The sequence below is a fragment of the Pseudacidovorax sp. 1753 genome (assembly GCF_040544975.1).
Classification (GTDB): Bacteria; Pseudomonadota; Gammaproteobacteria; order Burkholderiales; family Burkholderiaceae_C; genus Xenophilus.
Genome location: NZ_JBEPKY010000001.1, coordinates 84,798 through 106,488, shown reverse-complemented (window position 1 = coordinate 106,488; position 21,691 = coordinate 84,798). Strand labels below are relative to the sequence as shown.

Annotated in this window: 17 protein-coding genes; 7 read left to right on the top strand and 10 right to left on the bottom strand. The window is 71.0% G+C overall.

The genetic code is table 11. The features are described 5' to 3' along the window. Window positions 1-32: 32 nt before the first annotated feature. Genes ABIC63_RS00495 through ABIC63_RS00485 form a run of 3 tightly spaced genes read right to left on the bottom strand, consistent with a single transcriptional unit; the run spans window position 33 to window position 1,601 of the window. Window positions 33-707 carry a glutathione S-transferase family protein gene (locus ABIC63_RS00495; protein WP_294367424.1) on the bottom strand — a complete coding sequence of 225 codons (675 nt, stop codon included), beginning with the start codon at window positions 705-707 and terminating at the stop codon, window positions 33-35. Window positions 708-748: 41 nt separating this feature from the next. Then, window positions 749-1,033, bottom strand: coding sequence for a 2TM domain-containing protein (locus tag ABIC63_RS00490; RefSeq protein WP_294367427.1), 285 nt, complete (start codon window positions 1,031-1,033; stop codon window positions 749-751). A 31-nt stretch (window positions 1,034-1,064) separates the two neighbouring features. Then, window positions 1,065-1,601, bottom strand: a complete 537-nt coding sequence (locus ABIC63_RS00485) for a DUF6622 family protein (RefSeq protein ID WP_294367429.1) — start codon at window positions 1,599-1,601, stop codon at window positions 1,065-1,067. Between the two features lie 310 nt (window positions 1,602-1,911). Between ABIC63_RS00485 and ABIC63_RS00480 the strand changes: the two genes are divergently transcribed. The 5 genes from ABIC63_RS00480 (at window position 1,912) to ABIC63_RS00460 (ending at window position 12,314) form a co-directional block, all read left to right on the top strand. Beyond that, the gene (locus ABIC63_RS00480) at window positions 1,912-3,531 is read left to right on the top strand and encodes an efflux RND transporter periplasmic adaptor subunit (protein ID WP_354318298.1); all 1,620 of its coding nucleotides are present in this window, start codon (window positions 1,912-1,914) and stop codon (window positions 3,529-3,531) included. Beyond that, a complete protein-coding gene (locus ABIC63_RS00475; protein ID WP_354318297.1) occupies window positions 3,528-6,698 on the top strand; it encodes an efflux RND transporter permease subunit in 3,171 nt (1,056 codons plus the stop codon). The genes ABIC63_RS00480 and ABIC63_RS00475 overlap by 4 nt, the downstream gene beginning before the upstream one ends. Further along, window positions 6,695-9,979, top strand: coding sequence for an efflux RND transporter permease subunit (locus tag ABIC63_RS00470; RefSeq protein WP_354318296.1), 3,285 nt, complete (start codon window positions 6,695-6,697; stop codon window positions 9,977-9,979). The genes ABIC63_RS00475 and ABIC63_RS00470 overlap by 4 nt, the downstream gene beginning before the upstream one ends. Beyond that, window positions 9,976-11,448, top strand: a complete 1,473-nt coding sequence (locus tag ABIC63_RS00465; RefSeq protein ID WP_354318295.1) for an efflux transporter outer membrane subunit — start codon at window positions 9,976-9,978, stop codon at window positions 11,446-11,448. The genes ABIC63_RS00470 and ABIC63_RS00465 overlap by 4 nt, the downstream gene beginning before the upstream one ends. 161 nt (window positions 11,449-11,609) lie before the next feature. Further along, window positions 11,610-12,314 carry an SGNH/GDSL hydrolase family protein gene (locus ABIC63_RS00460; RefSeq protein WP_354318294.1) on the top strand — a complete coding sequence of 235 codons (705 nt, stop codon included), beginning with the start codon at window positions 11,610-11,612 and terminating at the stop codon, window positions 12,312-12,314. A 34-nt stretch (window positions 12,315-12,348) separates the two neighbouring features. Here ABIC63_RS00460 and ABIC63_RS00455 read toward each other — a convergent pair whose 3' ends face one another. The 6 genes from ABIC63_RS00455 to ABIC63_RS00430 form a co-directional block, all read right to left on the bottom strand. Then, entirely contained in the window at window positions 12,349-15,510 is a 3,162-nt protein-coding gene (locus tag ABIC63_RS00455) for an EAL domain-containing protein (protein ID WP_354318293.1), read from the bottom strand. 106 nt (window positions 15,511-15,616) lie between these two features. Further along, the gene (locus ABIC63_RS00450) at window positions 15,617-16,336 is read right to left on the bottom strand and encodes a murein hydrolase activator EnvC family protein (protein WP_354318292.1); all 720 of its coding nucleotides are present in this window, start codon (window positions 16,334-16,336) and stop codon (window positions 15,617-15,619) included. Window positions 16,337-16,416: 80 nt separating this feature from the next. Next, on the bottom strand, window positions 16,417-18,165 hold the full coding sequence (locus tag ABIC63_RS00445) for an ATP-binding cassette domain-containing protein (protein ID WP_354318291.1): 1,749 nt from the start codon (window positions 18,163-18,165) through the stop codon (window positions 16,417-16,419). A 12-nt stretch (window positions 18,166-18,177) separates the two neighbouring features. Further along, entirely contained in the window at window positions 18,178-18,654 is a 477-nt protein-coding gene (locus ABIC63_RS00440; protein ID WP_294367443.1) for a CreA family protein, read from the bottom strand. Next, window positions 18,654-19,202, bottom strand: coding sequence for an NUDIX hydrolase (locus tag ABIC63_RS00435; protein ID WP_354318290.1), 549 nt, complete (start codon window positions 19,200-19,202; stop codon window positions 18,654-18,656). The genes ABIC63_RS00440 and ABIC63_RS00435 overlap by 1 nt, the downstream gene beginning before the upstream one ends. A 25-nt stretch (window positions 19,203-19,227) precedes the next feature. After that, the gene (locus ABIC63_RS00430) at window positions 19,228-19,932 is read right to left on the bottom strand and encodes a fumarylacetoacetate hydrolase family protein (protein WP_354318289.1); all 705 of its coding nucleotides are present in this window, start codon (window positions 19,930-19,932) and stop codon (window positions 19,228-19,230) included. Between the two features lie 76 nt (window positions 19,933-20,008). On the opposite strand from ABIC63_RS00430, the gene maiA reads away from it, so the two are divergent. Together maiA and pgeF are read left to right on the top strand one after the other, a co-directional pair. Then, entirely contained in the window at window positions 20,009-20,650 is a 642-nt protein-coding gene (maiA, locus tag ABIC63_RS00425; protein WP_354318288.1) for a maleylacetoacetate isomerase, read from the top strand. A 28-nt stretch (window positions 20,651-20,678) separates the two neighbouring features. After that, window positions 20,679-21,431: a peptidoglycan editing factor PgeF gene (gene pgeF / locus ABIC63_RS00420; protein ID WP_354318287.1), complete on the top strand. Its 753-nt coding sequence runs from the start codon at window positions 20,679-20,681 to the stop codon at window positions 21,429-21,431. Here the strand turns inward: pgeF and ABIC63_RS00415 are convergent. Further along, on the bottom strand, window positions 21,360-21,623 hold the full coding sequence (locus tag ABIC63_RS00415; protein ID WP_354318524.1) for a hypothetical protein: 264 nt from the start codon (window positions 21,621-21,623) through the stop codon (window positions 21,360-21,362). The two genes, pgeF and ABIC63_RS00415, sit on opposite strands and share 72 nt — an antisense overlap. Window positions 21,624-21,691: the final 68 nt, after the last annotated feature.

Here is a 21,691-nt window from a genome sequence, read left to right as displayed (position 1 = left end):
GAGATGTTGGGGAAAGGCCGCCGGCGCTGCGCTCAATCCATCAGGGCGTAGGGGCCGCCACGCTGCAGCGCGCGCTGATAGGCCGGCCGTGCGTGGATGCGTTCGAGCCACGCCATCAGCTTCGGCCGGCTGCCGTCCAAGCCGGCCCGGGCGCGGGCAGCTTCGACCGGGAAGCTCATCTGGATGTCGGCCACGCTGAAGTACGGGCCGGCGAACCAGTCGCGCTGGGCCAGTTCCGACTCCATGAAGTCCAGATGCTGGCGCAGTTGCGGCTGCACGAAGCTGGCCATGGCCTTGTCGGCGATGCCGCGGGCGATGGGCTTGACGAAGAAGGGCATCTTCGCGCCCTTGATGCGGTTGAACACCAGCGTGAGCAGCAGCGGCGGCATGGCCGAACCCTCGCCGTAGTGCAGCCAGTAGCGGCAGCGCAGGGCCTCGGGGCTGCCGGCCTCGGGCAGCAGGGCGCCCGCGGGGTAGCGCTCGGCCAGCGTCTCCAGGATGGCGCCGGATTCGGCGAGCACGCTGCCGTCGTCGAGCGTGACGACCGGCGCCTTGCCCAGGGGATGCACCCGCTTGAGCTCGGGCGGCGCCAGCATGGTGGCCGGGTCGCGCTTGTACTGCACGATCTCGTAGGGAAGCTGGAGCTCTTCCAGCAGCCACAGCACACGTTGGGAGCGGGAATTTTCGAGGTGGTGAACGGTGATCATGGGGCGCGATGTTGCCTCAGAAAGCATGCGGGGATGGGGCGTCAGCGGCCGGTGCGGGCCAGCCGCTCTCGCTCGCGTTGCACCATGTGTGCCATCACCGGGTTGCCGGGCGCGAAGACCCACACGCCCAGGCCGTGGAAGAACAGGCCCAGGCCCCAGCCCAGCAGCGGAAAGACCGCCCAGTGCCGGCCCTGCGCCAGCGACAGCACGATCAGTCCGAGGTTGACGAGCGCATAGACGGCGGCGTGGGCGAACCAGCCGAGCTTGGCCCGGGCACGGCGATGCGCCAGGGCATCCAGGGAGGCGGAAGACGGTTCGGGGCGCATGATGGATCCGCTTCAATCGTGTGGACGGCGATCAGGCCAGCGATGCCGTGCGGTCGGCGCTGATCGCCAGGCGCCACAGGCGCAGCGCGCCGCCCGCGAAGATGCCGCTGAACAGGCCGTACAGGGCGCTGATGCCCAGGGCGAAGCCGCTGTCCTGCGCCAGGCCGGGATGGAAGACCAGCGTCACGCCGACGACGTACTTGGTCAGGAAGATGCCCATCATCCGCACCAGCGGCCAGGGGCTGCCGGGCAGCAGGAACTCGCGCAGTTCGGGGTCGTACTGGGTGCGCGGCGACAGCGGCCGCGCCTGCATCCAGAAGCCGCTGGCGGCGGCAGCGACCACCCAGGCCACCAGGGCCAGCAGGCCAGCCTGCGAATGGCCGAAGGCCGAGGCCACGCCATAGAGCGCGAAGCCGACCAGCGCCAGCGGCAGCACGGTGACGCCGGCCAGGCTGACCTCGCGCGTCACCAACTGGCGCGCGCCGCGCCAGGCCAGCAGCGCGAAGACGGCGAACACCCAGGTGGGGGTGTGGGCGACGATCTGGAAGAGCATGGAATCGGTGAGCATGGAAACTCCTTGAGTGAGGTCAGGTGGATGAGGGCCGCCGGCAGGCAGGCTGCGATGGGATGGGACTGTGCCGGCGGCCCGGGCCCGCCGCCACCAGCCTGCGATGAACGGCGCCAGCGCGGCGCGAACGGCCGGATGGCGGCGCCAACGGCAGCCGGCTGCGCCGCACACCGACCCTCCTGAAGTCGCCCGACGGGGCGCCGACCGACAGCCGCGAGGCTTTACCACCGCTTTACGGTCGCTCCCACATCGCAGCTACGATTTCCCGCTCTACTCGCGGCACGCCCAGCCGCTCGCTTGCCACGCATCCATGGACCCTCGCCACACTCCCCCTTCCGAGACTTCGAACGCCGCAGAGCCGGTGGTGCCGCCCGCGCGGCCTCCGGGGCGGCGCAGCCGCTGGCTGGGGGGCGCGGCGGTGCTCGTGCTGGTGGCCGGCCTGGTGGGACTGGGCTGGTACCTGGTCCACCGTCCGGCGGCCGAAGGCAGCGCCGGCGTCGGCGGGCCACCGGGCCGCGGCGGGCCTGGAGGCCCCGGGGGGCCCGGCGGTCCGGGAGGGCCAGGTGGCGCGGGCGGCGGCTTCGGCAGCGTCACCGTGGGCAATGCCGTGGTGCGCAGCATGCAGTTGCCGATCACGCTCGACGCACTCGGCACGGTCACGCCGCTGGCGACCGTCACGCTCAAGCCGCAGGTCGGCGGCGTGCTGACCGAGGTGCTGTTCACCGAGGGCCAGACGGTGCGCAAGGGCCAGCTGCTGGCCCGCATCGACCCACGCCCCTACCAGCAGGCGCTGGACCAGGCGCGCGGGACGCGGCTGCGCGACGAGGCACAGCTCGCCGCTGCCCGCGTCACGCTGGAGCGCTACCGCACGCTGCTCTCGCAGGACTCCATCGCCCGCCAGGACGTGGACACGCAGGCCGCGCTGGTGCGCCAGCTCGAAGGCACGGTGGTCAGCGACAAGGCCGCCGAGGCCAGTGCGCAGCTCAACCTCGACTTCACCCGCATCACCGCCCCGGTGGCAGGCCGCATCGGCCTGCGTGCCGTGGACCCAGGCAACTACGTGGCGGCCAATGCGACCACGGGCGTCGCCGTCATCACGCAGATGAACCCGATCGACGTGCAGTTCTCGGTGCCGCAGGACCGTGTGCCCGACATCCAGGCGCAGCAGGCCACCGGGTCCAGGCTGCCGGCCACGGCGCTGGACCGCACCCGCAGCGATGTGCTCGATCAGGGCGTGTTCTCCACGCTCGACAACGTGGTCGACGTGGGCACCGGTACCGTCAAGGCCAAGGCCCGCTTCGACAACACGCAGGCCAAGCTCTTTCCCAGCCAGTTCGTGAACCTGCGGCTCACGCTGCGCACGGTCGATGCGCTGGTGGTGCCGGTGACCGCGGTGCGCACCGGGCCCACCGGCCCTTATGTGTATGTGATCCGCGACGACCGTACGGTGGAGGTGCGGCCCGTCAAGCGCGGCGAGTCCACGCCGGAGGTGATCGCCATCACCTCCGGCCTGCAGGCCGGCGAGAAGGTGGTGACCGAAGGCGGCGACCGGCTCAACGACGGCTCACGCGTTCAACTGCAGGGCGAGCGCCCGGCCACCGGCCCACGCCAGGGCGTGCAACGCCGCCGCGGGGCCGAGGGTACGGGCGCGCCCGCCGCAGGTGCGTCGGCGCCGCAGGCCGGGGCATCGGCGCCCGCTGCCGGCGCGCCTGCGTCCGCCGCCGCCTCGCCTGCGCCCGCATTGCCCACGCCCGAGCAGCGCCAGCGCATGCTCGACAGTGCCCGCGACAACCCCGAACGGCTGGCCCGCATCCAGGCGATGCTCGACGGCCTGGACAAGGGCGATCCCGAGGCCATCGAGCGCTGGCAGCGCCTGCAACAGCGTCGGCGCGAAGGCGGCGGTGGTGGCGGCAGCGGTGAAGGCCGATGAATCCCTCGCGTCCCTTCATCGAGCGGCCGGTCGCCACCGGGCTGCTGATGCTGGCCATCGTGCTGGCCGGCCTGGTGGGCCTGCGCTTCCTGCCGCTGGCGGCGTTGCCGCAGGTGGACTACCCGACCATCCAGGTGCAGACGCTGTATCCCGGCGCCAGTCCCGAGGTCATGAGCCGCACCGTCAGTGCGCCGCTGGAGCGCCAATTCGGCCAGATGGCCGGCCTCAACCGCATGAGCTCGACCAGCGCGGCGGGCGTGTCCATCGTCACGCTGCAGTTCGACCTGGACCAGACCCTGGACGTCGCCGAGCAGCAGGTGCAGGCCGCCATCAACGCGGGCGGTTCCTTCCTGCCCACCGACCTGCCGGCGCCGCCGGTCTATGCCAAGGTCAACCCGGCCGATGCGCCCATCATGACGCTGGCGGTCACGGCCGACACCCTGCCGCTGACCGAGGTGCAGAACATCGTCAACACCCGGCTGGCGCAGAAGATCAGCCAGGTCAGCGGCGTCGGCCTGGTCACGCTGGCGGGCGGCCAGCGGCCGGCCGTGCGCATCCAGGCCAACACCCAGGCCCTGGCCTCGGCCGGCATCGGGCTGGACACGCTGCGCAACGCCATCGCCGCGGCCAATGCCAACGGCGCCAAGGGCAGCTTCGACGGGCCGCAGCGCGCCTACACCATCAATGCCAATGACGCGCTGCTCACCGCGGCCGACTACCAGAAGCTGATCGTCGCCTGGAAGAACAACGCGCCGGTGCGCCTGGCGGACGTGGCCCGCGTGGTCGACGGCGCCGAGAACGCACAGCTGGGCGCCTGGGCCGGCCTCAAGGACGACAAGCCCCAGGCCAACGGAGCGGGCGACGGCACGCTGCGCCAGTCCATCATCGTCAACGTGCAACGCCAGCCGGGCGCCAACGTGATCTCGACGGTGGACGCGATCCGCGCCCGCCTGCCCGAGCTGCAGGCCGCCATGCCGGCCAATGTGCGGGTGGAGGTGCTGTCCGACCGCACTTCCGGCATCCGCGCCTCGGTCGAGCATGTGCAGATGGAACTGGTGCTGGCCGTGGTGCTGGTGGTGCTGGTCATCTTCCTGTTCCTGCACAGCCTGCGTGCCACGATCATCGCCAGCATCGCGGTGCCCATCTCGCTCATCGGCACGGCCGGCGTGATGTACCTGCTGGGCTACTCGCTCAACAACCTGAGCCTGATGGCCATGACCATCGCCACCGGCTTCGTGGTGGACGATGCCATCGTGATGATCGAGAACATCGCCCGCAAGCTGGAGGAGGGCGAGCCGCCCTTCAAGGCCGCGCTCGACGGCGCCTCGCAGATCGGCTTCACCATCATCTCGCTGACGGTGTCGCTGATCGCGGTGCTGATCCCGCTCCTGTTCATGCAGGACGTGGTGGGCCGGCTGTTCCGCGAGTTCGCCGTCACGCTGGCCATCACCATCCTGATCTCGGCCGTGGTCTCCCTCACGCTGGTGCCCATGATGGCCGCGCGCTGGCTGGAGCCCGAATCGAAGAGCGGCGGCCGGCTCGGCCGCACGGTGCAGCGCTTCTTCGACCGCGTCATCGCCCGCTACGACGTGGGCCTGGGCTGGGTGCTGCGCCACCAGGGCCTGACGCTGGTGGTGGCCGTGGCCACGCTGGCGCTCACGGCCCTGATGTACGTGGTCATCCCCAAGGGCCTGTTCCCCACGCAGGACACCGGCCAGCTCAAGGCCCGCATCGAGGCCTCGCAGGACGTGTCGTACGAGCGCATGGCCCAGCTGCAGGAGCGCGCGGCCGCCGTCGTGCTGGCCGATGCCGATGTGCAGAGCGTGAGCTCGGTGGTCGGCGTGGACGGCGCCAGCAACATGGCCCTGAACACCGGCAGCATGCTGATCAACCTGCGCCGCAGTCGCGATGCGCAGGACGTGGTGATGAACCGGCTGACGCAGGCGGTGCGTGCGCAGGTGGCGGGCGTCAAGCTCTACCTGCAACCCACGCAGGACCTGACCATCGATGCCGAATCCGGCCCCACCGAATTCCGCGTGGCGCTGGAAGGTTCGGACACCGCCACCGTCAACGACTGGGCGAAGAAGCTGGTGGCCCGTCTGGGCAACGAGCCGCTGGTGCGCAATGCCACCACCGACGCCGGCGCGCAGGGCCTGGCTGCCTATGTGGACATCGACCGCAACACGGCCTCGCGCCTGTCGGTCACGGCCAGCTCGGTGGACGATGCGCTCTACAGTGCCTTCGGCCAGCGCATCGTCTCCACCATCTTCACCGAGACCAACCAGTACCGGGTGATCCTGGAGGCGCAGCGCGAGGGGCTCGATTCGCCCCAGGGCCTGGGCAGCCTGCAGCTGCGCACCGGCGGCGGCACGGCCACGCCGCTGTCGGCCTTCGCCACCGTGCGCGAGCAGCCGGCGCCGCTGCAGATCACGCGGGTGGCGCAGTACCCCGCGGCCACGGTCGGCTTCGACACCGCGCCGGGTGTGGCGCTGGGCAAGTCGGTGTCGGCCATCCGCGCCGCAGCCAATGAGATCGGCCTGCCTGTCGGCATCAACCTGCGCTTCCTGGGTGCGGCCGGGGCCTACGAGAACTCGCTCACCAGCCAGCTGTGGCTGATACTGGCCGCGGTGGTGTGCGTGTACATCGTGCTCGGCGTGCTGTACGAGAGCTATGTGCACCCGATGACCATCCTCTCGACGCTGCCCTCGGCGGGCGTGGGCGCGCTGCTGGCGCTGATGCTCACTGGCAACGACCTGGGCGTGATCGGCATCATCGGCATCATCCTTCTGATCGGCATCGTCAAGAAGAACGCGATCATGATGATCGACTTCGCCATCGACGCCGAACGCAACGAGGGCAAGCCGCCGGAAGAAGCCATCCGCCAGGCCGCGTTGCTGCGCTTCCGGCCCATCCTGATGACGACACTGGCGGCGCTGTTCGCGGCGGTGCCGCTGATGCTGGGCTTGGGTGAGGGCGCCGAGCTGCGCCGGCCTCTGGGCCTGTCGATCTTCGGCGGGCTGGTGCTGTCGCAGCTGCTCACGCTGTTCACCACGCCGGTGATCTACCTCGCCTTCGACCGGCTGGGCCGGCGCTTCTCGCGCCGACGCCGTGGCGAGGATGACGGCGACGGTGGCGCCACGGCCCCTGCGCCGGAGGCCCGCGCGTGAACCTGTCGCGCCCCTTCGTGTTGCGGCCGGTGGCCACGGTGCTGCTGACGCTGGGCATTGCGCTGGCGGGCATCCTGGCCTTCTTCAAGCTGCCGGTGTCGCCACTGCCCAAGGTGGACTTCCCGGTCATCAGCGTCAGTGCCAGCATCGCCGGCGCCAGTCCCGACACCATGGCCAGCAGCGTGGCCACGCCGCTGGAGCGGCGGCTGGGCGTGATTCCGGGGGTGAATGAGCTGACCTCCACCAGCTCGGTGGGCTCCACGCGCATCACGCTGCAGTTCGACCTGGACCGCGACATCGATTCGGCCGCGCGCGAGGTGCAGGCCGCCATCAATGCGGCCCGCGTCGACCTGCCCGCCACGCTGCGCAGCAACCCGACCTACCGCAAGGCCAACCCGGCCGCGGCGCCGGTGATGATCATCGCGCTCACGTCCAAGACGCGCACGCCCGGGCAGATCTACGACACGGTCTCCAACATCGTGAGCCAGCGCCTTTCGCAGGTCGAAGGCGTGGGCGACGTGGAGATCGGCGGCGGCTCGCTGCCCGCCGTGCGGGTGGAACTGGAGCCCTTCAGCCTCAACCGCCTGGGCATCAGCACCGAGGACGTGCGCGCGGCCATCCAGGCCAACAACGCCAACCGGCCCAAGGGCGTGATCGAGAGCGAGGACCGGCGGCTGCAGATCTACACGCCGTCCCCGGGTCTGCGCGCGGCCGACTACCGCGATCTGGTGATCGCCTGGCGCAACAACGCGGCGGTGCGCCTGAAGGATGTGGCCGAGGTCATCGACAGCGTCGAGAACACGCGCACCCTGGGCCTGTTCAACGGCCAGCCGGCCATCGTGGTGCTGCTGCGCGCCCAGGCCGACGCCAACGTGATCGAGACGGTGGACGCGGTGCGCGCGCTGATCCCCGAACTCAAGGCGCAGCTGCCGCAGGACATCGACGTGCAGGTGGCCTCGGACCGGACGGCCTCCATCCGCTCGGCCCTGCACGAGGTCGAGTTCACGCTGATGATCTCGGTCGCGCTGGTGGTGCTGGTGGTGGGGCTGTTCCTGCGGCGTGCACGGGCGACCATCATCCCGACCGTGGCCACGGTGGTATCGCTACTGGGCACCTTCGGCGTGATGTACCTGCTGGGCTTCTCGCTCAACAACCTGAGCCTGATGGCCCTGACGGTGGCCACCGGCTTCGTGGTGGACGACGCCATCGTGGTGCTGGAGAACACGCAGCGGCACATCGAGAACGGCATGGGCCGGCTGCAGGCGGCGCTGCAGGGTGCGCGCGAGGTCGGCTTCACCGTGCTGTCCATCAGCCTGTCGCTGGTGGCGGTGTTCATTCCGCTGCTGTTCATGGGCGGTCAGGTGGGCCGTCTGTTCCATGAGTTCGCGGTGACGCTGTCGGTGGCGGTGCTGATCTCGCTGGTGATCTCGCTCACCACCACGCCCATGATGTGCGCGGCCCTGCTGCGGGCGGAGGGCTGGTACCAGCGCCGCCCGCCCGGGCCGCTGGGCCGCCGCTGGGCCCCGGTCAGCGCCTGGCTGGGCCGCCAGGGCGACCGTCTGTGGGGCGGCATCCTTCGTGGCTATGCCCGCAGCCTGGACTGGGCGCTGGCCAGCAAGACCATCGTGGTGATCTCGCTGCTGGCGGTGATCGGCCTGAACGTCTACCTGTTCGTCCATGTGCCCAAGGGCTACTTCCCGCAGCAGGACAACGGGCAGATCAACGCCGGCCTGCGGGCCGACCAGAGCATCTCGTCCGTCGCGCTGTCGGCCAAGCTCAAGCAGGCGGTGGACATCATCAAGGCCGACCCGGCGGTGGACACGGTGGTGGGCTTCACCGGCGGCACGCGCGCGGGCGGCGGCTTCATGTTCGTCAACCTGAAGCCGCTGGCCGAACGGGGCGTGAAGACGCAGGTGGTGATCGACCGGCTGCGGCCGCAGCTCAACCAGCTCACGGGCCTGCGGGTCTTCCTGGGGCCGGTGCAGGAGCTGCGCATGGGCGGGCGCTCCAGCAATTCCACCTACCAGTACACGCTGCGCGCCGACAACATCACCGACCTGCGGGCCGCCTCGGCCAAGCTGGCCGCGCGCATGGCAGAGCTGCCGCAGCTGGCCGACGTCGACGGCGAGAGCTCCAACGACAACGGCGTCGAGACCTTCCTGTCGGTGGATCGCGACGCGGCCGCGCGGCTGGGCGTCAACACCACCGCACTCAACAGTGCGCTCTACAACGCCTACGGGCAGCGCTCGGTGGCGACCATCTACAACGACCTCAACCAGTACTCGGTCATCATGGAATGGGCGCCGCGCTTCCAGACCTCGCCGCTGGCGCTGAAGGACCTGTACGTGCCCTCCACGCTCAGCAGCACGACCAACGCGGACGGCAGCACGGGCAGCACCTCGCTGCAGGCGAATACGGACACCAGTACCGGCACCTCGACCACCACCTCGGCCAACCCGGGGCAGCGCGGCGCTTCCACCGGGCAGGCGCTGGCGACCAGCACCACGACGCTGGTGCCGCTGTCGGCCTTCGCCACCCTCAAGGAGCGGGCGGTGCCCAGCGCCATCAGCCACGAGGACACCGAGCTGTCGAGCACCATCTCCTTCAACCTGCCCGACGGCGTGACGCTGCAGGAGGCACAGGCGGCCATCAAACAGGCCGAGAACGACGTGGCCCTGCCCATCAACGTGCGCGGCAGCTTCGGCGGCACGGCGCGCGCGGCGCAGCAGAGCGGCAACCAGCAGGCGCTGCTGATCGTCGGGGCCATCGTGGTCATCTACATCGTCCTGGGCATCCTGTACGAGAGCCTGATCCATCCGGTGACGGTGCTCACCACGTTGCCCTCTGCCGGCGTGGGCGCGGTGCTGGCGCTGCTGATGCTGCGCATGGACCTGTCGATCATGGCGCTGATCGGGCTCTTCCTGCTGATCGGCATCGTCAAGAAGAACGCCATCATGATCATTGACTTCGCGCTGGAGGCGCAGCGCCAGCGGGGCCTCACGGCCACCGAGGCGGTGCGCGAGGCCAGCCTGCTGCGGCTGCGGCCCATCCTCATGACCACGCTGGCCGCCATGCTGGGCGCGCTGCCGCTGGCCATCGGCTTCGGCGTGGGCTCGGAGCTGCGCCAGCCCCTGGGCGTGACCATCATCGGCGGCCTCGTCGCCAGCCAGCTGCTCACGCTGCTCACCGTGCCCGTCATCTATGTGCTGATGGACCGCCTGCGTCCCGGCGGCGGCCGCGTGCCGCCCATCGGCATCCACGAACACGCTCCCACCCGATGAAGACCCGCCTCGCTCCTTCCGCCTTCCTCGCGCGCCGGCAGCTGCTGCTGGCGGCGCCGGCAGCCGTCCTGCTGGCCGGCTGCGCCGTGGGGCCGCGCTATGTGCCGCCGGCCGATGCCGCCCCCATGGCCTTCAAGGAGGCGCCGGCCGTGGCCGGCTGGTTGCCCGCCACGCCGGGCGACACGCTGGACAAGGGGCCGTGGTGGAAGCGCTTCGACGATGCCCAGCTCGATGCGCTGGCCGAGCGCGTGCAGTTGAACAACCAGAACATCGCCGTTGCCGTGGCCGCCTACAGCCAGGCCCAGGCGCTGGTGCGCGAGCAGCGCGCCTCGCTGCTGCCGTCGCTCACGGCCAGCGGCAGCGGCCGCCGCAGCGGGCCTGTCCGGAGCAACAGCGGCACGTCGCCGTCCAACAGCTTCTCGGCCGGGCTCACGGCGAGCTGGGACGCCGACCTCTGGGGCCGCCTGCGCCTGTCGGTGGAAAGCGCCAGTGCCAGCGCGCAGGCCAGTCAGGCCGACCTGGCGGCGGCCCGGCTGTCGGCCACGGGCGCGCTGGCCACCAACTACCTGCAGCTGCGCGCGACGGATGCCGAGATCGCGCTGCTGGATCGCACGCTCGAAGGCTACGAGCGCTCGCTGACCATCACGCGCAACCGCTACCAGGCGGGCATCGCGGCGCAGACCGACGTGCTGCAGGCGCAGACCCAGTTGGTCAGCGCGCGTTCGGACCGTGCGGGCCTGGTGCGCGACCGGGCCGTGCTGGAGCATGCGATCGCCGTGCTGGTGGGCGCGGCGCCCGCCGACTTCCGCATCGCGCCGCAGGCCGACTGGCTGCCGGTGGTGCCCGCGGTGCCGCTCAGCCTGCCGGCCGAACTGCTGCAGCGCCGGCCCGACATCGCGGCGGCCGAACGCGCGATGGCGCGGGCCAATGCGCAGATCGGCATCGCCCGCAGCGCCTACTTTCCCAGCCTCAATCTCACGGCCTCGGTCACCGGCAGCGCGAGCCGGGTGGGCGACCTGTTCAATGCCTCGAACCTGCTGTGGGCGCTGGGCCTCTCGGCCGCGCAGACGGTGTTCGATGGCGGCGCCATCGCGGCCCAGGTGGATGCGGCCGGCGCCACCTACCAGGGCGCGGTGGCCAGCTACCGGCAGACCGTACTGACTGCCTTCCAGGCGGTGGAGGACCAGTTGAGCAATGCCGCTGCGCAGGCCGAGCAGGCCGTGCTGCTGCGCCAGGCCTCGGAAGCCGCGGACCTGACGGAGCAGCAGATCCTCAACCGCTACCGCGCTGGCCAGGTGAACTACACCGACGTGGTGACGGCCCAGGCCTCGGCCCTGAGCGCGCGGCGCAGCCTGCTCAGTGCCCAGCTGTCGCGGCAGGCCTCGGCCGTGGCGCTGATCCAGGCGCTGGGCGGGGGCTGGGAGGCCGACTGGCTGCGTCCGCCGGCCGCCGTGTCCGCGCCCCGCTGACGGTCCGCCCTCGCACGGTCCGCCGTGCGGCCCGGTGCGTGGCGACCTCCCAGATCGCTCCGCATTCGCTTTCCAGAATCGCCCTCCGCATCCCTCGGTCCGCCGGGCGCGGGCATGCGGGCGCCGGCGTGGGGCCGTGCGATTCATCCGGGAACAGGGCAATGAACGATTCGACCGCCAGCCGGCCGCGGCCGGCGCGCAGGCTGCCGTGGCTGATGCTGGCGCTCACCCTTGCAGGCTGCGCACCCAGCCGCATTGCGTGGCGCAATGCATCGCCGCAGGACGAGGAGCAATGGCGCCGCCAGCAGAAGCTGCAGCAGCAGCCCGACTGCAGCGTCGCCTTGTGGGGAGATTCCATCCTGCACGGCGCGCACAACGGCGCCCATCGGCTGGCCGAGCCGCCGGCCGCCATCCTGAAGCGACTGCGGCCACTCTATGCCGTGGAGGACAACTCGGTGCCGGGCGACAGCGCCTACGCGCGCCAGCCGCAGTTCGAACGGCTCACGCTGCAGGCCCGCATCGTGGTGCTGCAGTACGGCATCAACGACGCCGGCCACCACTATCCCTACGAGCCGTCCTTCCGGGCGATGGTGGCGCATGTGAAGGCCGAGGGGCGCACGCCGCTCATCACCGGGCTGTCGCAGGTGATCGGCGCAATGGCGGGCCGCGACGAGAACGACGCCATCGCCCGCCGCATCGCTGCCGAGACCGGCAGCGTGTTCGCCGACTGGGGCGCGGTGCGCTTCGATCCGGCCGACATGGCCGACGGCGTGCACCCGGGGCCGCGCTATGCCGAGCGGCTGACGGCGCAGCTGGCGAAGGCGCTGGACCGCGTGGCGCCCGAGTGCGCCGCGTCCGGCGCCTGAGCGCGCCGCTCACACCCCGCGGCGCGCCAGGCGATCAGGCGGCCGCCAGCTCCGCCGGCCGCTGGCTGCGCAGCCAGCGCTCCAGTTCGGCCGGCGGCATCGGCCGGCCGAAGTGGAAGCCCTGCAGCTCGTCGCAGCGCGCGGCATGCAGCATCTGCGCATGCTCGGGTCGCTCCACGCCTTCGGCCACCACCCGCAGGCCCAGCGTGTGGCCCAGGCCGATGATGGCCCGCGCGATGGCCAGTTGTGCCGGGTCCTCCAGCATCTGCTGGACGAAGGAGCGGTCGATCTTGAGCTTGTCGATGGGGAAGCGGTTGAGGTAGTTGAGGTTCGAGTAGCCGGTGCCGAAGTCGTCGATGGACAGCGTCAGCCCCAGCGCCTTGAGGGCGTGCAGCTGGGCCATGGTCTCCTCGGCCGTCTCCATCAGCGTGGACTCGGTCAGTTCCACCTCCAGGTGGGCGGGGTTGACCTGGTGGCGGGCCAGTGCCGTGCGCAGCACCTCGGGCACGCCGCTGGTGCGCAGCTGTACCGCCGACATGTTGAGCGAGACGGTCAGCTCGCCCAGCCCCGAGCGGCGCCAGGCATCGTGCTGGGCGCAGGCCTGCTGGATCACCCAGTCGCCGAGCGCCACGATCTGTCCGCTTTCCTCCGCGATGGGAATGAACTCGGCCGGCGGAACGGCGCCCAGCTCGGGGCTGTGCCAGCGCAGCAACGCCTCCACACCGATGGTGCGGCCCGAGCCTGCCTCGATGCGCGGTTGGTAGGCCAGCCACAGCTCGCCGCGCTCGATGGCGTGGCGCAGGCAGGACTCGACCTGCTGGCGCTGTTGCGCACGGGCGTTCATGGCCGGCGTGAAGAAGCGGGCGGTGTCGCGGCCGCTGGACTTGCTGTCGTACATCGCCATGTCGGCATGCCGCATCAGCGTGTCGATGTCGGCGCCGTCTTCCGGGTACATGGCCATGCCCACGCTGCACGAGACGTACAGGCGCGAGCCGTGCACCTCGTGCGGCTCGCGCACGGCGGGCAGGATGCGCTGCTCTACCACCGCGGCCAGGTCGTCGCTGCCGCGCACACCGTCGAGGATGACCATGAACTCGTCGCCGCCCAGGCGGCTGACCGTGTCCACGGGCCGCACCGAGTCGGCGAAGCGCTGCGCCACCGAGCGCAACAGTGCATCGCCCACATGGTGGCCCAGCGAATCGTTGATGTTCTTGAAGCGGTCCAGGTCGATGAAGAGCACGCCCACGCCGCGGCCGGCGGACTGCGCCCGGTCGATGGCCTCGCGCAGCCGCTCGGCACACAGGGAGCGGTTGGGCAGGCCGGTGAGCACGTCGTGCAGCGCCAGGTAGCGGATGCGCTCCTCGCTGCGCTTGCGGTCGCTGATGTCGATGGAGGTGAAGATGTAGTGCGAGATGCGGTCCGGCCCGTCGCGCACCACGCTGGCCACGATCCAGGCCGGGTAGGCATGGCCGTCGCGGCGGCGCATCAGCACCTCGCCCTGCCAGGCGCCGCGCTTGTCCAGCGCCGGCCACAGCGTGCGCAGGTGGGCGCCGTCGTCGGCCAGCAGCAGGGCCGGGCTCTGGCCGACCAGGTCGGCCAGGTCGTGCCCGGTGCCGCGGCACAGCGCGTTGTTCACGGTGATGATGTCGTGCTCGGCATTGATGATCAGGATGCCTTCGGACGAGGCCTCGAACACCTTGGCCCACAGCTTGAGACGCTGCTCCATGTGCTTGAGCTGGTTGATCGGCGTGAAGGCGGTGAGCATCGCCTCCTGGCCCTGGTAGTGGATCAGCCGGGCCGACAGCACCGCCCAGCCTGGGGCGCCGCCGCCCTGCCAGCGCACCTCGAATTCGTCGACGGCGCGGCGGTCGGCCAGCTGCTGGAAGAAGCGGGCGCGCACGCCCGGCTCCAGCCCCTGGGCCCACGGATCCTGCGAGCGGCCGCCCAGCCAGGCCTGCGCCGGCGCATTGGCGTTGAGCACCTCGTGGCCCGGGATGGCCGTGACCATCAGCGGGATCGGGATCGATTCGACCAGCTCGCGCTGGGCATCCGCCGCCCGCGCCGAGGCCGCCAGCTCCTGCTGGATGCGGCGCTCGCGGTCGAGCTGGGCCAGCATGTCGTTGAAGCCCACCACCAGGCGGCCGATCTCGTCGTTGCTGTGCCAGCTGGCGCGCAGCGTGTGGTCGCCGGTGCGGCGCACCGTGTCCACCACGTCCGACAGGCGGCGCAGCGGCTTGGAGATCTGCCGTGCCACATAGAACACTGCGCTCAGGATCAAGAGCAGCAGGAACAGCGCCGTGCCCAGGTGCAGCCACATGCGGGTGAAGAAGCCGTGTTCGCGCACGGCGAGCAGCGTGCTCATCTCGCGGCTGGTGGCGCTCCAGGCCTCGTCCAGCCGGGCGAACAGCGCCTGCTGGGCGGGGTCGAAGGCGGCCAGCGGTGCGCTGTCCTGCTCCTGGGCCGCGCGGGCGGCGCGGCGGAAGTCCTCGATGGCGGCCAGCAGCCGGCCGCGGGAAGCATCCAGCGCGCCGGCCAGCGGGCCGCGCGCCGCGGCGAAGGCCTCGCCGTAGTCGCTGCGGATGGCGGCGGCCACGGTGTCGAGTCGGCCCTCCAGGATGAAGAAGCGCGTGTTCGATTCCGTCCGCTCCAGGGGCGTGCGGGTCTGGCGGTGGGCGACGAGCTGGCTGCGCATGGCCGCGCCCAGCTCCATCAGCTCCGGAAAGCGCAGCAGCAGCAGCGACATGGTGTAGTAGCTGTCCAGGTCCGGATCGAGGATCAGGTTGGACTGGTTGCCCACGCGCGTGACCAGCGCCCGGCCGCTCTCCAGCGCCTGCCGGGCCGTGGCATCGCGCTCGGGTTGCGGCGCTCGCCTCCAGGCCTGCGCGTCCTGGCGGAAGTGGCGGCTGGCCTCGGCGCTTTGCATGCCTTCGCCCCAGTGCCGCTCGACGCGCGCCAGCGTGGCGTCGTCCGCCGCCCGCGCGCCCTGCCAGCCGGCCAGTGCCATGAGGGTGGGCCGCACGCCGTCGATGTAGGCCGTGCCCGCGGCTTCCTTCCGGCCGAAATCGATGGCGATGAACTTCTCGTTGATCAGGATGCCGCTGATGAAGATCACCGCCGTGAGGTCCAGCAGGTAGATCACCAGGAGCTTGCGGCCGACGCTGAGCCGTCCGAGGCGGCGCGAAAGAAAGTTCAACATGAGGGATGCTTTGGACACAATTTCTTGCAAATTGCGTGCCGCGGTCTTGCCCCATGCTGGTGCATCGCCGACGCCCGGTTGCACCACCGGGCGCCCGAGGGACGTGTCAGCGCGACATGTACAGCTGCGGATCGACCGCCACACCCTGGCGTCGGATCTCGAAGTGCAGGCGGCTTTCTTCGCCCGCATCGCCGTCGTCGATCTCGGCGATCACCTCGCCCTGGCGGACCATCTGCTGCTCGCGCACGCGGATGTTGCGCACATGGGCATAGGCGCTGATCACCTGGCCGCCGTGCTCCACGATCACCGTGCGGCCGTAGCCCGCCAGCTCGGTGCCCACGAACGCCACCTTGCCGTCGGCGGCCACGGCCACCGGATCGCCGGCATGGCCGGCGATGTCGACGCCCTTGTTCTGCTCGCCATCGAAGGCCTGGAGCACGGCGCCGGGTGCTGGCGCGGCAAAGCGCGGCATCTCGCCGGGCGTGGCGCTCAGGGCGGCAGCGCCGGCCGCGGCCGGGGCGGCGCGGCGGGCGACCGAACGGCCCTTCTTGCCGGGGGCTGGACGGCCGCGCGCGCTGGTCCCGCGGGTGGCTTGCGCGGTTTTGGCCCGCCCGGCGCTGCGTGCCGGCGCGGCCTGCCTGGACTTGGAGGCGGCCGGCTTGGAAGCGGCGGGTTTCGAGGATTTGGCCGGCGTGTGACTGGCCGGGGCGGCCATGGCAAGACTGGCCGCGAGCATCAGGCTGCCGCCCAGCAGGGCGGCCCAGCCCGCCGACAGCGGGCGCGGCGGCCGCGGGCGGCGGCGCAGCAATGAAATGGGATTGAACATGGGGCGCTTGGAGCGATTGGCGGGCCGAGGGTTCAGCGTCGCGCGGTTCGGGAGCGTGCGTGACGCATGCCGGGATGTTCTCAGGCCGAGGCACCGGCGACCTGCACCGCGAGCGCCGGGTGGCGGGCCAGCACGGCCTCGCGCGGACCGGCGTCGGCCACCCGCCCGGCCTCCATCAGCACGACGGTGTCGAAGCGGCCGAGCAGGGCCAGCCGGTGGATGGAGGCGACCACGCAGGCGTGCGGGAATGCCGCCGAGAGGCGGTCCAGCACCTGGGCCTCGGTGGCGGCGTCGAGGGCGCTGGTGGGCTCGTCCAGCAGCAGCAGGGAGCTGCCGGCCGCGGCCAGCGCGCCGCGCGCCAGGGCGAGGCGCTGACGCTGGCCGCCGGAAAGGTTGAAGCCGCGCTCGGTGAGCGGGCTGTCCAGGCCCTGCGGCAGGCGAGCCAGCACTTCATCGAAGGCGCTGGCCGCGGCGGCGGCCTGCAGCTCGGCGTCGGGCCGGGCGTCGCCGAAGTCCAGGTTCTCGCGCACGCTGGCCTCGAAGACCTCGGCCTCCTGCGGAATCAGGGTGGCCATCTGGCGCAGGCTGGCCCAATCGGCCGGGCGGCCGTCCAGCAGCAGCGATCCCGCCTGGGGCGCGTACAGCCCGGCCAGCACGCGCAGCAGCGTGCTCTTGCCGCCGCCGCTCGGGCCGACGAGCGCGACCCGGCTGCCGCGCCGCAACTGCAGGTCGATGCCCTGCAGGCCATGGCCGCGGCTGCCATCGGCATAGCGCCATTGCATCGCCTCCAGCGAAAGCGTCGCCCAGGCGGCTTGCGCATCCACAGGCGGCACGGGCTGCGACGGGTCGCCCGGCGCGTCCCAGATCGGCGCGGCGCTGCCCCAGTCGGTGTGCATGCGCGCAAAGCTCTGGAAGTTGGCCGCCATCGAGCCCACCACCGACGCCGCCTGCTGCGCATACTGGTAGATCATGAACACGGTGCCCAGCATCACCGGCTGGCCGGGGACGCGGTTCTGCCACACGTATTCCATGACGAGCGCCCAGGTCAGGCCCAGGCCCAGCAGGTCGACGGTGAACCACTTGCCCTCGTTGACCACCACCGCCCGCTTGAGCGGCGCCGACACCGCGCCCATGCGCCGGCCGAGCAGCCGGCGCGAGGCCGCCTGCAGCCGCAGGCCGATCACCGTGCCGGCATTGCCGATGAAGTCGAACAGGGCGGCGGCGTAGCGCCGGTCGGCATCGTTCTCGGCGCGGGCCAGCTGCATCAGCGTGCGGTCGAAACGCACGATGACGACCGCGATGGCGACGAAGCCCACCAGGGCGATCAGCCCGCTGGCCGGCGCCAGCAGCGCCAGAGCCACCAGCGGACCGATGAAGCTGAAGGCGTTCTGCACGTAGACGAACTGGTTCTGCGTGAAGTCGGACAGCGCGCGGCTGGCTTGATGCACGCGATGCTGCAGCTCGCCGGAATGGTGGCCATCGCGCCACACCAGCGGCGCGGCGGCGATGCGGGCATAGAGCTGGTCGGCCACGCGCTCGCGCACGCGCAGGCCCACGTTGCGCTCCAGCACGCGGCCGGGGCCGTGCAGCATCCACGAGACGAGGTAGATGGCCAGCAGCAGCAGGATCCAGCGGCCCGAGCCGGCGATGTCGCCGCGCTGCAGCGTGTCGATGGCGCGACCGGCGAGCCAGGGCAGGGTCAGGCGGATGAGCTGCGAGGCCGAGATGAGCGTCGTCGCGCCCACCAGGTGCGTGCGCACGCCCGCGGCATGACGCCATAGCGCCTGGTAGAGCTCGCGGACGGCGCGGGCGGGGGACGACGTTGCCATCGCCGCGGGGCCTTACTTCAGCGGGATGGGCGTGCCCCGGTCCACCGGCACGGCGGTGACCGCATTGGTGGGCGAGCCGTCGATCAGCTTGTCGGAATAGGTGAGGTAGACCAGCGTGTTGCGCTTGGCGTCGACCATGCGCACCACGCGCAGTCGCTTGAACAGGATCGACTGCCGCTCGCTGTAGACCTCTTCCTGCTGCGGCAGGGGATTGGCGATGGCGATGGGCCCGACCTGTCGGCAGGCGATCGAGGCCTCGGCCTTGTCCTCGGCCAGGCCCACGGCGCCCGACAGGCCGCCGGTCTTCGCACGCGAGACATAGCAGGTCACGCCCGTGACCTTCGGATCGTCATAGGCCTCGACCACCACCTTGTGGTCCGGGCCGATGAGCTTGAAGGCCGTGCTGACTTCGCCGACCTTGGTGTTCTGGGCGTGGGCCAGGCCGGCACCGGCCAACAGCAGCAGGGGCAGGAGCAACGGTGCGCGCATCACTGGATGTCCAGGGTGTGGAACTGGAAGCGGCCGGCGCGCCGGTCCTCGAAGAAGCAGCGGAGCGCCTCGCGCACGGTGCGAAAGGCGATCTCGTCCCAGGGGATTTCGTCCTCTTCGAACAGGCGGGCTTCGATGGTCTCGTGGCCGGGGTCGAAGCGGTCGCTCTGCAGCTCGGCGAGGTAGAACAGGTGGACCTGGCCGACGCGCATCACGTTCATGAGGGCGAAGAGCTCGCCCATCTTGAACTGCGCCCCGGCCTCTTCGACCGTCTCGCGGGCGGCGCCGTCGGCGGTGGTCTCGCCCAGCTCCATGAAGCCCGCCGGCAGTGTCCACTTGCCCCAGCGCGGCTCGATGTTGCGCTTGCACAGCAGCACGCGCGTGCCCAGCACCGGCACCGTGCCCACCACGTTCAGCGGGTTCTCGTAGTGGATGGTGCCGCAGGCCGGACAGACGGCGCGCTCGCGCGTGTCGCCGTCGTCGGGAACGCGGTAGACCACCGCAGTGCCGCAGGCCTTGCAGTGCTTGATGCGGGGTCGCTCGAACATGGGGCGCCGGCTCCTCGGTGGCCGATCAGGCGATGCGGACCGACAGGCGCGGCAGGCCGGCCACCTCGCCCTCCAGCAGGTCGCCCTGCACGACCGCGGCCACGCCCTCGGGCGTGCCGGTATAGATCAGGTCGCCGGGCTGCAGCTCCCAGGCGGCCGACAGGTGCTCGATGGTCTCGGCGATGTTCCAGATCAGCTGGCTCACGTTGCTGCGCTGGCGGTCGGTGCCGTTGACCTGCAGCGAGATCGCGGCCTTCTCGATGTCGCCCGCCTCGGCCTTGGGCACGATCGGGCCGATGGGCGCGCTCTGCTCGAAGCTCTTGCCGATGTCCCAGGGACGGCCCTGCTTCTTCATGTCGTTCTGCAGGTCGCGGCGGGTCATGTCCAGGCCCACGGCGTAGCCGAAGATGTGCTTGTGGGCGTCGGCCGCGGCGATGTTCTTGCCGCCGGTGCCAATGGCCACCACCAGCTCGATCTCGTGGTGCAGGTTCTTGGTCAGCGTGGGGTAAGCCGCGGTGCCGGTGGTGCCGGCGTCGACCACCACGGCCGCATCGGCCGGCTTCATGAAGAAGAAGGGCGGCTCGCGGCCGGTGAAACCCATCTCCTTGGCATGCTCCTCGTAGTTGCGGCCGACGCAGTAGATGCGATGGATCGGGAAGCGTGCGGCGCTGCCCGCCACGGGAACCGACACCACCGGTGCCGGCGCAAAGACGAAATCCTGGGAAGCCATGGAGACTGCTCTTGGGAGGGTTGGGGAAGGGAAGGGCGAGTGTGCCAGAGGCGGCGCCGTCGTATGCTCGGCGACCATGACCAAGCTGCACAACTACTTTCGCTCCTCGGCCTCCTTCCGCGTGCGCATCGCCCTGCAGCTCAAGGGCCTGGCCTACGACTACGTGCCGGTGCACATCGCCCGCGGCGACCACAAGACCGCGCCGTATGCGCAACTGTCGGCCGACCAGCTGGTGCCGCTGCTGGAGACCGACGACGGCCAGCACTTCTCGCAGTCCATGGCGATCATCGAATACCTGGACGAGCTGCATCCCGAGCCGGCCCTGCTGCCGCGCGACGCGGCCGCCCGCGCCCATGTGCGCGCGCTGGCGCAGTCCATCGCCTGCGAGATCCATCCGCTGAACAACCTGCGCGTGCTCAAGTACCTGGTGCGCGAGCTCAAGGTGAGCGAAGAGGCCAAGAACGACTGGTACCGCCACTGGGTGCGCGACGGGCTTGTCGCCTTCGAGCGCCAACTCGCCGCTTCGCCTGCAGGCCGCTTCTGCTGGGGCGACACGCCCACGCTGGCCGACTGCTGCCTGGTGCCGCAGATCTTCAATGCCCGCCGTTTCGACAGCGACCTGTCGGGCCTGCCGCGCACCATGGCGGCGTACGAGGCCTGCATGGAACTGCCGGCCTTCCAGGCCGCGCAGCCGTCGCAGTGTCCCGACGCGGAATGAGCCTCGGATCGACGGCCGGAGCGCGGGCATGCAACTGATTTGCCCCGACTGGCCGGCGCCGCCTGGCGTGCATGCCCTGTGCACCACGCGCGACGGCGGCGTGTCCGGAAGCGCGCAGGGTGGCGGCTGGGCGGGCCTGAACCTGGGCACGCATGTGGGCGACGACCCGGCGGCGGTGGCCGAGAACCGCGCCCGGCTGGCTGAGGCCGCCGGCGTGCGCCCTGTCTACCTGCAGCAGGTGCATGGCACGGCCTGCGCGCCGCTCGACGCGACAAGCCCGGACGGTCTCGAAGCCGATGCCTGCACGACCGCCGAGCCCGGCATCGCCTGCACGATCATGGTGGCCGACTGCCTGCCGGTGCTGCTGACCGATGCGATGGGCCGGCGCGTGGCCGCCGCCCATTGCGGCTGGCGCGGCCTGGCCGCAGGCGTGCTCGACAGCGCCTGCGCTGCTTTCGACGCTGGCAGCGAATTGCTGGCCTGGCTCGGGCCCTGCATCGGTCCGACGGCCTTCGAGGTGGGGCCCGAGGTGCGCGTGGCCTTCCTGGCACGCGACGAAGGCGCTCACGCCTGCTTCGTGCCGGGCGCCGCCGAGGGCAAATGGCTGGCGAACCTGCCGGCCTTGGCGCGACGCCGCCTGGCTGCGCTGGGCGTGCGGGACGTGCATGGCAACGACGGCAGCGCCGCCTGGTGCACCGTCGGCAATCCCTCAGTCTTCTTTTCGTACCGGCGCGACGGGCGCGTCAGCGGGCGCTTCGCCGCCCTGGTCTGGCGCGACTGAGCGTGCGGGATCCGGCGTTGGGCGGTCCGACTCCTCTTCAGCCGCCTCGCGGGCACGCCGCGCCCGACGCCGCGCGGGCGTGGACAGGATGTAGCCCACGATGCCCATGGGCAGCAGCCCGTACAGCACGAAGGTGACGATGGCGCCGAGCAGGCTGCCGTTGGTGTTCGTGGCCTCGGCCACGGCCATCATCACGGCCACGTAGAGCCAGGCGATCACGACGAGATGGAGGAACACGGGGCGGCTTTAGAGGTAGGCTT

Excerpts from the sequence above, each read along its gene's own strand:
- ABIC63_RS00455 (WP_354318293.1), bottom strand. The coding sequence starts at position 15,510 with ATGTTGAACTTTCTTTCGCGCCGCCTCGGACGGCTCAGCGTCGGCCGC.
- ABIC63_RS00440 (WP_294367443.1), bottom strand. The coding sequence starts at position 18,654 with ATGCGCGCACCGTTGCTCCTGCCCCTGCTGCTGTTGGCCGGTGCCGGC.
- ABIC63_RS00445 (WP_354318291.1), bottom strand. The coding sequence starts at position 18,165 with ATGGCAACGTCGTCCCCCGCCCGCGCCGTCCGCGAGCTCTACCAGGCG.
- ABIC63_RS00480 (WP_354318298.1), top strand. The coding sequence starts at position 1,912 with ATGGACCCTCGCCACACTCCCCCTTCCGAGACTTCGAACGCCGCAGAG.
- ABIC63_RS00430 (WP_354318289.1), bottom strand. The coding sequence starts at position 19,932 with ATGGCTTCCCAGGATTTCGTCTTTGCGCCGGCACCGGTGGTGTCGGTT.
- ABIC63_RS00485 (WP_294367429.1), bottom strand. The coding sequence starts at position 1,601 with ATGCTCACCGATTCCATGCTCTTCCAGATCGTCGCCCACACCCCCACC.
- ABIC63_RS00415 (WP_354318524.1), bottom strand. The coding sequence starts at position 21,623 with ATGATGGCCGTGGCCGAGGCCACGAACACCAACGGCAGCCTGCTCGGC.
- ABIC63_RS00475 (WP_354318297.1), top strand. The coding sequence starts at position 3,528 with ATGAATCCCTCGCGTCCCTTCATCGAGCGGCCGGTCGCCACCGGGCTG.
- ABIC63_RS00495 (WP_294367424.1), bottom strand. The coding sequence starts at position 707 with ATGATCACCGTTCACCACCTCGAAAATTCCCGCTCCCAACGTGTGCTG.
- ABIC63_RS00450 (WP_354318292.1), bottom strand. The coding sequence starts at position 16,336 with ATGTTCAATCCCATTTCATTGCTGCGCCGCCGCCCGCGGCCGCCGCGC.
- ABIC63_RS00490 (WP_294367427.1), bottom strand. The coding sequence starts at position 1,033 with ATGCGCCCCGAACCGTCTTCCGCCTCCCTGGATGCCCTGGCGCATCGC.
- pgeF (WP_354318287.1), top strand. The coding sequence starts at position 20,679 with ATGCAACTGATTTGCCCCGACTGGCCGGCGCCGCCTGGCGTGCATGCC.
- maiA (WP_354318288.1), top strand. The coding sequence starts at position 20,009 with ATGACCAAGCTGCACAACTACTTTCGCTCCTCGGCCTCCTTCCGCGTG.
- ABIC63_RS00465 (WP_354318295.1), top strand. The coding sequence starts at position 9,976 with ATGAAGACCCGCCTCGCTCCTTCCGCCTTCCTCGCGCGCCGGCAGCTG.
- ABIC63_RS00435 (WP_354318290.1), bottom strand. The coding sequence starts at position 19,202 with ATGTTCGAGCGACCCCGCATCAAGCACTGCAAGGCCTGCGGCACTGCG.
- ABIC63_RS00460 (WP_354318294.1), top strand. The coding sequence starts at position 11,610 with ATGAACGATTCGACCGCCAGCCGGCCGCGGCCGGCGCGCAGGCTGCCG.